The sequence below is a fragment of the Pseudonocardia sp. TRM90224 genome (genome assembly GCF_021245725.1).
Classification (GTDB): Bacteria; Actinomycetota; Actinomycetes; order Mycobacteriales; family Pseudonocardiaceae; genus Pseudonocardia.
Window position 1 is genome coordinate 41,236 of the sequence record NZ_JAJGSX010000050.1, and the last position, 11,626, is coordinate 52,861.

Here is an 11,626-nt window from a genome sequence, read left to right on the forward strand (position 1 = left end):
GCGGACAGCTCAACGGGCCGACGACTCCGGGTGCGGCAGCCACGCGTCGCCGGGGTCGGGCAGCCAGTCGCCGGCCGCGGCCAGCGCGTCGACGGCGGCGTTGAGCACGGCGATGCCGGGATGGTGGGTGGTGGCGCGCCAGATCATCGTCCACGGGAACAGCGCGACGGGCTCCACGAGCGGGCGCAGCACCGCGCCGGGGACGTCCGGCTGGGTGGTCATCGTGAGGATCGGGGCGTTGCGCTCCCTGAGGTGCTGGGCGAGCTCGTCGACGCCGGGCACGTGCGGGTGCGAACCCGCGGCCTCGACACCGAACGGTGCGAGCAGCTGCAGCACGGCGTGCTCCCACCCGGAGGTCGCGTGGTTGCCGGCACGGATGCACACCCTGGCGTGGCGCAGCGCCTCCAGCGGGACGGCTTCGAGGCTGGCGAGCTCGTGCCCCTCCGGGAGCAGCACGCCGATCGGCTCGTTGCGGACCGCGCGTTGCCGCACGTCCAGCCCGCCGAGGCCGGGGTCCCGCCCGAACGTGACGTCGATCCGCTCGGCGAGCAGCAGCGGGGTGGCCGGCTCCTCACCGGTGTGGAACCGGGCGAAGAACTCCAGCTCCGGCGCCCGGCGGCGGGCCTCGGCCAGCACGAGCGCCGGGGTGAGCCCCGGGCCGACGACGTCGACGGTGAGCGACGGTAGCTCGCCGTGCAGCTCCCGCAACGTCGTGTCGTGCAGCAGGAGCAGCTGCCGCGCCCGGGCCAGCAGCATCGTGCCGGACGGGGTGAGCGCGACCTGGCGCGACGTCCGGTCGAACAAGCGCGTGCCGGCGCGTTCCTCCAACCGCTGGATGTCGCGGCTGAGCGCCTGCTGCGCGACGAACAGCCGTTGCGCAGCGCGGCTGAAATGCAGCTCCTCCGCCACCACCACGAAGGAGCGCAGCAGGCGTATCTCCAGGTCACCGGACACGACGCCTTTGTACCCCGATCTACACACCTGGTGTGTAGATCATGGTCCAACAGGTGTTGGATCTTGAGCGGCCGGCTGGTGGAAAGTCCTCGGCATGAACCGAGCAGCTGCGAGCGCACGTGGTGTGATCACGGCGTACTACGGGCTCGCCGGCGTCGCGAACGCGCTCTGGGGCGCCACGCTGCCGGCCACCGACGCTCGGCTCGACCTCGGTCCCGGACGGCTGGCCGGCCTGCTGCTCGCGCTGGCCGTCGGCGCGCTGGCCGGTATGCCGGTCGCGGGCCGGCTGGCCGGACGGTGGGGCGCATCGCGCCTGCTGTGCATCTCCGCGGCCGCCTCCTCGCTGGGGCTCGCGGTTGTCGGGACGGCCCCGACGGCCGAGTTGCTGACGATCGCCGCGGTTGTGCTCGGAGTGCTCTTCGGGGCGTTCAACGTGGCACTGAGCGTGCAGGCCGTGGCCGTCGAGCGCGCCGCCGGGACGCCTCTGATGGCACGGATGCACGGCACGTGGACGTTGGGTGCGGTCGCCGGCGGGGCCGGTGTCGCCGCCGGGCTGCACGCCGGAGCCGGTGTGCAGGTGGTGATGGGGTTCGGGGCGCTCGGGCTGACCATGGCCGCGCTCGCGCTGGGCCGGGCGCCGCTGCCCACCCTGCCCGATCCACCTCCCCCGTCCGCCGATGGGCCGCCGCTCCGGCCGCGGCTGATGATCGCGCTCGGGGTGGTCGGCATCGCCGCGTTCATCACCGAAGGAGCCGCGACCGACTGGGCCGGGGTGCACGCCTCGTGGGTGCTCGGCGTCGAGCCCGCGAGCGCATCGTTCGGCTACACGGTCTTCTTCGCCGCGATGACGGCCGTCCGGTTCGCCGGGGACGCGCTGCGCTCCCGGCTGGGCGCCGCGGCCACCGTCCGGCTCGCCGGTTGTGTGACCACCGCCGGGTTCCTGCTGGTCCAGCTCGCGGGCCTGCTGCCGATCGGGTTTTCCGGCGCCCTCGCCGGCTGGGCGCTGGCCGGCGCCGGCACCGCGCTCGTCTGGCCGATCGTGATCAGCGAGCTCGGCGCGCTCAGCGGCTCGGCCCGCACCCTCTCGCTGGTCACGATGATCAGCTACGGCGGTGGCCTCGTCGGCCCGCCCCTCATCGGCTCGGTGGCGACGGCAGCGGGCCTGCCGTCGGCGCTGCTGCTCCCCACCGCGCTGGCACTGGGGGTCGCGATCGCGGCCCCGGTCGTGCTGCGCGCCACCCGTCCCACGAGCAACACCACAACTGGAGGTTGACCATCTCCAACCACGCCCTCATCACCGTGTCGGACGCGCTGCGCCACCGACGCTCGATCGGTGTAAGCACCGTTACTTTCGGCCGCTTCCGGTGCGCGAACAGCTGCGCCGATGATTTTCGGGCACGAGACCCGTCTTAGCTCCAGCACATCGATTCGGCGGCGCTGATCGTGCTGCGCGCAACCCGTCCCACGAGCAACACCACAACCGGAGGTTGACCATGAACGTGACCACTTCGACCCTCGACGTCCCCGGCGCACGGCTGCACCACGAGGTCCGGGGTTCCGGCCCGCTGCTGGTGCTGGTCGGGGCACCGATGGACGCCGACGCGTTCGCCCCGCTCGCCGAGCTGCTCGCCGTCGACCACACGGTGCTCACGACGGACCCGCGCGGCATCAAGCGCAGCAGCGTCGACGAGCCGGACCTCGACTCCACCCCCGAGGTGCGGGCCGACGACCTCGCACGGCTGATCAGCAGCCTCGACAAGGGTCCGGCGATCGTGCTGGGCAGCAGCGGCGGAGCCGTCACGGCGCTGGCGCTCGCGCAGGCCCGCCCCGAGCTGGTGCGCACCGTGATCGCGCACGAGCCGCCGCTGATCGAGCTCCTCGACGACCGCGAGCAGCTGCGCGCGGAGACGGAGAAGCAGGCGTCCACGTACCTCGACGGCGACGTGCTCGGCGCCTGGCGGCTGATGCTGGAGCAGGCGAACATCGTGCTGCCGGACGAGGTCATGGAGCAGATGTTCGGCGGGGAGCGGGACCCGCAGTCGGTCGCCGACGAGCGCTTCTGGTTCGCCCACGAGATGCGCCCGTCGACGTTCTGGCAGCCCGACCTCGCCGTACTGGGTTCGACCCCGGCCCGGCTGGTGATCGGGATCGGCGAGGACTCGACCGGGCAGCTCTGCGACCGCACCGCGCAGGCGCTGGCCACGGCGCTCGGCACCGATCCCGTCCGGTTCCCGGGCGACCACACCGGGTTCGTCGGCGACCCGGCCGGGTTCGCGGCCCGCCTGCGCGAGGTGCTGGGATCATGACCAGCCGAGTCCGACCCGGGAGCAGGCAGATGCCGTCACCGTCACCGTCACCGTCGCCGTCATCGTCGCCGGAGCTGCCGCGCGAGGCCGTCGACGCGGCGGTCGCGGCCGAGCGCCGAAGCCTCGCCGACCACGTCGCCGACCTCTCCGACGAGCAGTGGGCGACCCGGTCGCTGTGCCCTGCGTGGACGGTGCGCGATGTCGTCGCACACCTCACGACCACCACCCGGACGGGCGTGCTCCAGGTGGCGCGGGCAGTGCTGCGGGCGCGCGGCGACCTCGACCGGGTGGAGGTCGACCTCGCCGCACAGCGGGCCGCCGCCCACTCGACCGCGGAGCTGGTGGCCCAGCTGCGCGAGAGCGCCGACTCGTCACGCCGCGCACCCGGCAGCTCCCCGATGGACCCGCTGATGGACATCGTCATCCACGGCCAGGACATCGCACGCCCGCTCGGCAGGCGCTACGACTCCCCGGCTGACGTGGTGGCCGCCTGCCTCGCGTACGTGGCGACCAGGAAGTTCCTGGGTGGGCCGAAGCGGCTGGCCGGCCTGCGGATCGTCTCGTCCGACACGGGCTGGTCGCTCGGGGCGGGCGCGGAGGTCCGCGGGCCGGACATCGACCTGCTCATGATCACCGCCGGCCGGCGCGCCGGGCTCGCCGCGCTCGACGGGCCGGGGCTGGCGACGCTGGCGGAGCGGCTGGCGTGAAACGCGGCCGACCGGGGCCCGACGGATCGGGCCCCGGTTCGGTGGTTGCGGCGCACGTTCAGCGCCGGTTCTTCTTCGAGTTCTCGTAGGCCTTCGACAGCTCGGCGTACTCGTCCTCCGCCTTCTTCGCGGCGTTCTCGGCCGTCGTTGCGGCGTCCTGAGCGGTGGTGACGTCGGCCTCGCCCTGCTGCACCTCGCCCGTCTTGGTCGCGACGACGCCGTTGGCGCCGTCGCGGGTCGCCTTGACGGCGTCGAGCTGGCGGCCGGCGTCGGCGAGGTCGCGGAGGCGGTTGAGGAAGTCCTGGTGGCGGATGTTGTACTCGGCTTCCTTCACGGGGTCGTTCGGAGCGGCGTTGGTAGCGGCGGCCGCCTGCCTCCTGACCTCGGCGGCGTCGAGGAAAGCCTTGTTCGCCCGGTCGACGGTCCCCTGCTGGGTGTTCACCGCGTCCTGCGCGGCGGTGGCGTCGCGCTCGGCGATCGCGAGGGCGGCCCGGCGGTCGTCGAGGACGTCGACGTCTGCGTCGGCGCGGGTGACGACCGGGTGAGCAGGCGCCACGGCGTGCTGGAACGGGTCGGGCCGCGCTGGGCGCTGCGCAACATCGGCCGGCTGCCGATCCGGCTCCCGTCGTCGAGGATGGTCTTCGCCGGTGACGAGCCGGTCGAGCTGCCCGTCGGGTACACGCCGATGTTCATCCGCAGCCGCTCGGGCCGCGAGCACATCGTCGAGGTGCGGGTGGCCGGCCCGCCCGACACCGGCGGGAGCAGCTACGCCGGCAGCACCAGCCACGAACCGATCTGGCACCTCTCCACCGAGGAGAAGCTGATCATGGTGGTGCTCGGGCAGCGTTACCTGCGCCAGGACGCCCACCCGCAGCCGCTGTCGTGGCGGCAGGTCGCCGACGAGCTGAACGAGCTCGTCCCCGAGCAGGGCTGGACGACCAAGCGGGCCGAGCACGTCGGCGTCGCCGTCCGCAAACGCCTCTCGCAGGCCGGGGTGGCCGGCCTGACCCGCGACGAGGTCGGCGACCCGGTCGGCAACGCGCTGAACCACAACCTCCTGCTGGAGCTGGTGTCCTCGGCCATCCTCGTGCCGCCGGACCTGCGGATGCTGGACGACGACGAGCTCTAGCGCAGAGTTGAGTCTGCTCAAATCGGTCGGGAAGCACGCGCACCCGTCAGCACCCCCGCAAGGCATGCGGCGGCGACCAGGACCCCGAGCGCAACCCCCAGCGCGGCGCCGTAGCCGTGGATGGCGGCGGCCGGTTGTCCGGCCGTTGCGAGATGGTGTGCGGCGACGGTCGTGGCCACGGTGTTGAACAGCGACGTGCCGAGCGCCGCACCCAGCTGCTGCGCGGCGTTGTAGGTGGCCGATGCCGCCCCGATGTCGGACGGCGCCACGGCCGAAGTGGCCAGCGCGGCGGTCGGCGGCAGCACGCAGCCGAGACCGATGCCCGTCAGCACCAGCGCGGGCAGCAGGTGGAACGCGAGCACGTCGGTGCTCGCCGGGGTCAGCCGCACCACCGCGAGCACGCCCGCCGCCGCGACGGACAGGCCCGCGACGATCAGCGCCCCCGGTGGCACCTTCCCCATCAGCCGGCCCGCCACGAGCGTCGCGCCGATCAGCGCGGCCACCGCGTTGACGATCAGCGTGAGCCCGGCCTGCACCGGCGAGAACCCCAGCACACCCTGCAGGTAGTAGCTCACGAACAGGTAGAAGCCGAACATTGCGACGAACATCAGCCCGACCGCCAGCGACGCGCCTGCCCTCGCGCGGTGCAGCACGATCCGCATCGGCAGCACCGGATCCGCGGCGCGCACCTCCACCGCCACGAACACGACGAGCAGCACGACACCGAGCGCGAGCAGCCCGAGCACCGCCGGCGCACCCCAGCCGAGGGCCTCCGCCCGGCTGAACCCCAGAACCACCGCCGTGAACGCGCCCGTGCTGAGCAGTGCACCGGCCACGTCGAGCCGGCCGGTCGGCTGCGCGGCGCCCGATCGCGGCACGAGCAGCGTCGCTGCCAGCGCGAGCAACGCGATGGGCACGTTGATGTAGAGGCACCACCGCCAGCTCGCGTACTCCGTGAGCAGCCCGCCGAGCACGAGCCCGACGGCCGAGCCCGCGGCACCGACGGCCGCGAACACGCCGAACGCACGGCCACGCTCCCCCGGCTCGGTGAACGTCGTCGCCAGCAGCGCCAGCCCGGCCGGCGCCAGCAGCGCCGCGAAGACGCCCTGCAACGCCCTCGTCGCGATCATCGTGCCGGTCCCCGTCGCGGCGCCGGCGGCCGCGGACGCGACGGCGAACCCCACCAGGCCGATCATGAAAGCCCGCCGGTGCCCCAGCGCGCTGCTGACCCGGCCGCCGATCAGCAGCAGCCCGCCGAACGCCAGCGCGTACGCGGTGACGACCCAGTGCCGGTCGGCGTCGGGCATGCCCAGCGCCACCTGCATGGAGGGCAGCGCGATGTTGACGATCGTCCCGTCCAGCACCACCAGCAGCTGCGCGGCGCTCACGACCGGCACCGCCCACCAGCGGCGTCGTTCCTCGATCATGCTTCACCTAACGTCGTTCAATGCTCTCTAACGGCGTCAGAGGCATCGATCACCGTACTACACTCGAGGCGCCGGTCCGGACGAGCGAAGTGGTGCGAAGTGCCGAAGAACTCCAGCGCCGATCAGCAGGTGCGCAGCGTCTGGCTGCGCGCGCAGCGCGGTGGGCGAGGTGAACCGCCGCTCACCATCGATCGCATCGTCGAGGCCGCCGTCGCGCTGCTCGACGAGGACGGGATCGACCGGCTGACGATGCGCAGGCTCGCCGAGCGGCTCGGCGTCGTCGCCCCGTCGCTGTACTGGCACGTCGACACGAAGGACGACGTGCTCGACCTCGCCGTCGACGCGATCTTCACCGGGCAGCCACCCGCGGCCGCCGGAACCTGGCGCGACGACGTGACGGCCGTGCTCACGGCGTGGCGGGCCGCGATGCTGCGCCATCCCTGGGCGACCGCCGTCCCGGCCCGTCGCCGACCGACGATCGGCCCGAACTTCCTGTCCTGGATGGAGTTCCTGCAGGCGCGCCTGGCCGCGGCCGGGTTCACGGGCGCCGGGCACGCCGCGGCGACGTGGGCGCTCTACAACCACGTCATGGGATCGGCCGCCTCGGAGGCCGCGCTGCAGATCTCCGACGCCGAGCGCCGGGTCGGCCAGGAGAAGCTGCGCGCCGACCGCGACCGCTACCCGACGCTGGCCGCCAACGGCTACCTCTACGACGACGACTGGGACGGCAGCTTCACGCTGGGCCTCGCCTACCTGCTGGACGGGCTGCAGGCCCAGCTCTGATCAGAGGTGCTTGCCGAGGAACTCGACGAGCACCTGACCGAGGGCGAGGCGGTGGTCGGAGAGCGCGTGGTCGGTCGGGAACGCGCAGTGCTCCAGCCGGTCGATCGCGCCGTACGCCTCGACCAGCGGGTGGTGGTGCTGCTCGGCGGGTGCGTCGGCGTCGAGGGTCGCGCCGACCAGCAGCACCGCTCGGTCCGCCAGCGCCGTCGCGCGATCGGCCAGCCGCCACTTCGGCCCGGCCGCCACCATCTCGTCCACCAGCGCCTTCCCGCTCGTCCCCCGCAACGGGAGCAGCTGACCGTCGAACGCCTCCTCGAACACGGCCCGCAGCCCGCCGTCCTGCGCGCTCGCCACACCTGCCCACCCGACGTCGAACGCCGTGATCGAGGCGACGGCGGGGATCGCGGGATCAGCTGCCGCGGTCGTCAGCGCCGCGAACCCGCCGAGGCTGTGGCCGACCACCGCAAGGCGCGTGGCGTCGAGCCGGTGGTCGCCGGCCTGCTCGCGCACCCACGCGACGGCCGCCGCGCTGTCGTCCAGCACGTGCTGCCACGACCACGAGCCGTCGGCACCCCACGAGCCGCGGTAGTGGAACACGAGGGTTGCGAAGCCGGCTCGACGAAGGTGTTGCGCGAGGTCGAAGTTGCGCTCGTTGCCCGGAAAGCCGTGCAGAAGGACGACCGCCGGGTGCGGCCCGGATCCGGCCGGGAGGTGCAGCACCCCGGGTAGCGGCACGCCGGCACTGGGGATCACGACGGCGGGCGTGCTCGCGGGCGGCAGGGTTCCTGCGGGGAAGTCGGGCTCCACGGCGGTGACCGTAGCAGCAGATCGAACCGACCGTTACGATCCCGGAGTGCCGGTGCCCCGAGGAACGCCGATCGATACCGAACGCACGCGCTCGGCCATGCTCAAGGCCGCTGCCGCGCTCTTCTACGAGCGCGGGCTCAGCGGCGTCGGGGTGGCCGAGCTGTGCGCCGCGGTCGGCGGCTCGAAGGAGACGCTCTACCGCCACTTCGGCTCGAAGGACGGCCTGGTCGACGCCGTGCTGCAGCGGCGGATCGAGCGCAACACCCGCATGCTGCGCCGCGCGGTCGACGACGCGGGCCCGCAGCCGGCCGCGCAGCTCACGGCCCTGTTCCGGGAGCTCGCCGGCTGGTACGCCCAGCCGGGCTTCCGCGGCTGCGCGATCGTCAACGCCGCCACCCAGCAGCACGACGGTCCCGCGCGCGCCGTCATGGCCACCCGGGCACACGACTACCTCGAACTGTGCACGCAGATCGCGCGCGGGGCCGGCGTCGCCGACCCGCCGCGCGTCGGCCGGCAGCTCCTCACCCTCCTCGAAGGCTCGATCGTGCTGGCCGACCACCACCGCAGCCCGACCGCGGCCGAGGACGCGCTGGACGCGGCGCTGGTGCTGCTAGGTCGTGTTTAGGAAGTCCTGATCGTGCTCTTCGCGCCCAGATCGCCGCTGGCGGCGTTGCCGCCACGACCGGGTACGCCAGGTACGACGGCTCGTGGCGGCGCCTTGCCAGCGACGATCTGGATCACGAAGAGCATCGACCCTGACTTCCTAAACACGACCTAGCTCAGCCGGCGGTGCGTGAGCGGGCGTACGACGATCTGCGTACGCGGGCCACGCCGCCGCTCGGATGTGGCCGGCGCCGCGCTCGACCACGCTCTGTGTCAGTTCGATCGTCGGATCGGCTTTCAAGACGGGAGCGGGGAAATGGGTGCACAACGTGCGGTTGCGTGGCGGCGGACGACCATCGCGGGCCTGGTCGCCGGCGCGGTCGGGATCGGGTTGCTGTGGGCGTCCGGGATGGTCGCGTTCCCGTTCTACCCGCCGCCGGGAATGCTCATCCTGGCCGCCGGCGCGCTGTTCGTCGCGCTGGCGCCGTGGCGGTGGGCGCCGGCCGTGGGGGCGGCGCTGGGGCTGTTCGTGATCGTCGGCTTCCTGCTCTCCAGCGGCACGGCGAACCTGCTCGGGGCGCTCGGCCCGGTTGTTTCACTCGGGTCGGCCGTGCAGGTGATCGGGGTTGTCGCGGCCGCGATCGGCGGTGTGATGGCGACAGTGTCCGCGTACCGGTCACACCACCTCGACGTGTGAGCGTGGCCGTCAAGTTTCGACGGTCAGCCCGGCCCGCATCGCGACGACCGCCAGCTGTGCGCGGGTCCGGACGTCCAGCTTCACCATCGCGCGGCCGACGTGGGTGCGCACGGTCGCCGGGCTGACGACGAGATCCTTCGCGATCTCCTCGTTGGACCGGCCCGTGCCGACCCAGGCCACGATCTCCCGCTCCCGGTCGGTGAGCTGGTCCAGCGCGGCCGCCGGGAGCGCACCGGGACCGCTGAACAGGGCGATCACGCGTTTCGTCACCGAAGGGGAGAGCAACGCCTCGCCGTCGATCGCGGCGCGGATCGCCCTGGCCAGCTCGTCGGGCGCGCCGTCCTTCAGCACGAACCCGGCGGCGCCGGCCTGCAGCGCCTCGAAGACGTACCGATCGACCTCGAACGTCGTCACCATGATCACGCGGGTGCCGGCGAGCTCCGGATCGGCCGTGATCGCGCGCAGCGTCTCCAGGCCGTCCATGCCGGGCATCCTGATGTCCAGCAGCAGCACGTCGGGACGTTCCCGCCGGACGAGCTCCAGCGCCGCACGCCCGGTGGCGGCCTCGCCGGCGACCTCCATGTCCGGCTCGCGGTCGATCAGCACGCGCAGCCCCATCCGGACCACCTCGTGGTCGTCCGCCAGCACAACCTTGATCACGGCGCACCTCCGAGCGGGAGGTGCGCGACCACCGCGAACCCGCCTCCGTCACGCGGGCCGGCCGCCAGCCGCCCGCCCAACGCCTCCACCCGCTCCCGCATGCCGGTGAGCCCCAGCCCGTCCGTCGGCGGCTGCGTCGGCGAGCCCTGCCCCCGATCACGCACCTGCACCCGCAGGTCCGGGCCGTCGACGTCGATATGGACGTCGGCGCGGGTCGGTCCGGCGTGCAGCAGGACGTTCGTGAGCGACTCCTGCACGACCCGGTGCGCGACCACACCGACCTGCCGCACCGGGAGGTCGACCGGGCCGAGGTCGAGCTCGACGTCGAGCCCCGCCGCCCGCACCTCGTCGACGAGGGCGGTGATCCCGTCCAGGCCCGGATCGTCGGCGCCGGGCGGGGCGACCGACTCGAGCATGCTGCGCAGCCGGTTCAGCGATCCCGTGCTCGTGGTGCGGATCGCCGCCAGCGACGCGCGGACCTGCTCGGGATCGTCGTCCAGCACCTGCAGCGCGATCCCCGCCTGCATCGCGACCACCGCGAACCCGTGCCCCGCGATGTCGTGCACCTCCCCCGCCAGGCGCATCCGCTCCTGCACCGCCGCACCGTCGACGAGCACGCGACGCGCCCGCTCCCGCGACGCGGCAACCACCCGCGCGAGCGCGCCCAACGTCCACGGCACCACGACCCAGCTCGCCCACGCCAACGCGATGAGCACGGGCGCCTGGACGTCCTCGCCGGACAGCCGCAGCAGCACGACACCCGAGGCCAGCACGGCCGCGGCGGCGCAGACCGGCACGGACAGCCGCGACGGGCGCAACCGCGCGACCTGGTAGATCGAGACCATGATGCACAGCTGCACCGGCCCGTACGGGTACCCGGCGAGCAGGTAGGCGTTCACCGCGACCAGCACGAGGGCGAGCCCCCACACCGGCGCCACCCGCCGCAGGCCGACCGACACCAGCGCCGCCAACACGACGAGCACCACCGCCACGGCGTCCAGCGGCCGCGCCCGCCCCTCCTGGAAGCCGGCCGCGCTGATCGAGAGCAGCACGACGGCGACCGCGAACGCCGCGGCCAAGGCGAGGTCGACCAGCAGACGACGGGTCATGACCGGCCGGAGTGCACGCGCCACACGCCGACTCTAGGCCAGCCCCTCCCGCACGGCCCTCACGCGAGCGCTGCAGGACGGGGCGTGAGTCGGGGCCACGCCGTGAGCGAGTCGGGGTGGACGGGTGAGTCGGCACTTCCGGCACGGTGAGTCGACACCTCCAGCACGGTGAGTCGACACCTCCAGCACGGCGAGTCGACACTTCCGACACGGCGAGTCGACACCTCCCGCACGGCGAGTCGCACGGTCCGACGAGCGAGTCCCACGTCTCGGCGGGCGAGTCGCGCGTTTTGGGTGGGGTGGGTTCTCGACGTGGTTCGTTGGGTGGGTTCGTGGCGGATGCTCTCGCGGCGGTGGTCTTGTTGGGCTTGGTGGTCGCGCGTTTTTTAAGGGCGCCCTCGCCGGGCGGGCAAGTCTCCGGGATGGGTTGGGTCGTGCCATCCC

At 73.1% G+C, this 11,626-nt stretch carries 13 protein-coding genes; 7 read left to right on the top strand and 6 right to left on the bottom strand.

Annotated elements, in window-relative coordinates:
* Positions 1 to 9 precede the first annotated feature (9 nt).
* Positions 10 to 954, bottom strand: coding sequence for a LysR family transcriptional regulator (locus tag LL648_RS38080; protein ID WP_232667783.1), 945 nt, complete (start codon positions 952 to 954; stop codon positions 10 to 12).
* A 94-nt stretch (positions 955 to 1,048) separates the two neighbouring features.
* Between LL648_RS38080 and LL648_RS38085 the strand changes: the two genes are divergently transcribed.
* From LL648_RS38085 to LL648_RS38095, 3 genes are all read left to right on the top strand, one after another.
* On the top strand, positions 1,049 to 2,227 hold the full coding sequence (locus tag LL648_RS38085; protein ID WP_232667785.1) for a hypothetical protein: 1,179 nt from the start codon (positions 1,049 to 1,051) through the stop codon (positions 2,225 to 2,227).
* A 220-nt stretch (positions 2,228 to 2,447) separates the two neighbouring features.
* Complete coding sequence (locus LL648_RS38090) at positions 2,448 to 3,260, top strand: alpha/beta fold hydrolase (RefSeq protein WP_232667786.1); 813 nt, start codon at positions 2,448 to 2,450, stop codon at positions 3,258 to 3,260.
* 29 nt (positions 3,261 to 3,289) lie between these two features.
* Positions 3,290 to 3,967 carry a maleylpyruvate isomerase family mycothiol-dependent enzyme gene (locus tag LL648_RS38095; RefSeq protein WP_232667788.1) on the top strand — a complete coding sequence of 226 codons (678 nt, stop codon included), beginning with the start codon at positions 3,290 to 3,292 and terminating at the stop codon, positions 3,965 to 3,967.
* Positions 3,968 to 4,025: 58 nt separating this feature from the next.
* On the opposite strand, the gene LL648_RS38100 is transcribed toward LL648_RS38095, so the two are convergent.
* Complete coding sequence (locus LL648_RS38100; RefSeq protein WP_232667789.1) at positions 4,026 to 4,523, bottom strand: hypothetical protein; 498 nt, start codon at positions 4,521 to 4,523, stop codon at positions 4,026 to 4,028.
* Here LL648_RS38100 and LL648_RS38105 point away from each other — a divergent pair.
* Positions 4,509 to 5,096, top strand: coding sequence for an FHA domain-containing protein (locus tag LL648_RS38105; protein ID WP_232667791.1), 588 nt, complete (start codon positions 4,509 to 4,511; stop codon positions 5,094 to 5,096). The genes LL648_RS38100 and LL648_RS38105 overlap by 15 nt on opposite strands.
* A 17-nt stretch (positions 5,097 to 5,113) precedes the next feature.
* Here LL648_RS38105 and LL648_RS38110 read toward each other — a convergent pair whose 3' ends face one another.
* A complete protein-coding gene (locus LL648_RS38110) occupies positions 5,114 to 6,523 on the bottom strand; it encodes an MFS transporter (RefSeq protein WP_232667792.1) in 1,410 nt (469 codons plus the stop codon).
* Positions 6,524 to 6,622: 99 nt separating this feature from the next.
* On the opposite strand from LL648_RS38110, the gene LL648_RS38115 reads away from it, so the two are divergent.
* Positions 6,623 to 7,306, top strand: a complete 684-nt coding sequence (locus tag LL648_RS38115) for a TetR/AcrR family transcriptional regulator C-terminal domain-containing protein (protein ID WP_232667793.1) — start codon at positions 6,623 to 6,625, stop codon at positions 7,304 to 7,306.
* Here the strand turns inward: LL648_RS38115 and LL648_RS38120 are convergent, their stop codons facing one another.
* Positions 7,307 to 8,113, bottom strand: coding sequence for an alpha/beta hydrolase family protein (locus LL648_RS38120; RefSeq protein ID WP_232667794.1), 807 nt, complete (start codon positions 8,111 to 8,113; stop codon positions 7,307 to 7,309).
* 46 nt (positions 8,114 to 8,159) lie between these two features.
* On the opposite strand from LL648_RS38120, the gene LL648_RS38125 reads away from it, so the two are divergent.
* On the top strand, positions 8,160 to 8,738 hold the full coding sequence (locus LL648_RS38125) for a TetR/AcrR family transcriptional regulator (protein ID WP_232667795.1): 579 nt from the start codon (positions 8,160 to 8,162) through the stop codon (positions 8,736 to 8,738).
* 294 nt (positions 8,739 to 9,032) lie between these two features.
* Positions 9,033 to 9,413, top strand: a complete 381-nt coding sequence (locus LL648_RS38130; RefSeq protein WP_232667796.1) for a hypothetical protein — start codon at positions 9,033 to 9,035, stop codon at positions 9,411 to 9,413.
* A gap of 9 nt (positions 9,414 to 9,422) precedes the next feature.
* Here the strand turns inward: LL648_RS38130 and LL648_RS38135 are convergent, their stop codons facing one another.
* Together LL648_RS38135 and LL648_RS38140 are read right to left on the bottom strand one after the other, a co-directional pair.
* Positions 9,423 to 10,073, bottom strand: coding sequence for a response regulator (locus LL648_RS38135; protein WP_232667798.1), 651 nt, complete (start codon positions 10,071 to 10,073; stop codon positions 9,423 to 9,425).
* Positions 10,070 to 11,206, bottom strand: a complete 1,137-nt coding sequence (locus LL648_RS38140) for a sensor histidine kinase (protein ID WP_232667800.1) — start codon at positions 11,204 to 11,206, stop codon at positions 10,070 to 10,072. Before LL648_RS38140 ends, LL648_RS38135 begins: the two co-directional genes overlap by 4 nt.
* Positions 11,207 to 11,626 lie beyond the last annotated feature (420 nt).

Excerpts from the sequence above, each read along its gene's own strand:
- LL648_RS38085 (WP_232667785.1), top strand. The coding sequence starts at position 1,049 with ATGAACCGAGCAGCTGCGAGCGCACGTGGTGTGATCACGGCGTACTAC.
- LL648_RS38090 (WP_232667786.1), top strand. The coding sequence starts at position 2,448 with ATGAACGTGACCACTTCGACCCTCGACGTCCCCGGCGCACGGCTGCAC.
- LL648_RS38095 (WP_232667788.1), top strand. The coding sequence starts at position 3,290 with ATGCCGTCACCGTCACCGTCACCGTCGCCGTCATCGTCGCCGGAGCTG.
- LL648_RS38110 (WP_232667792.1), bottom strand. The coding sequence starts at position 6,523 with ATGATCGAGGAACGACGCCGCTGGTGGGCGGTGCCGGTCGTGAGCGCC.
- LL648_RS38130 (WP_232667796.1), top strand. The coding sequence starts at position 9,033 with ATGGGTGCACAACGTGCGGTTGCGTGGCGGCGGACGACCATCGCGGGC.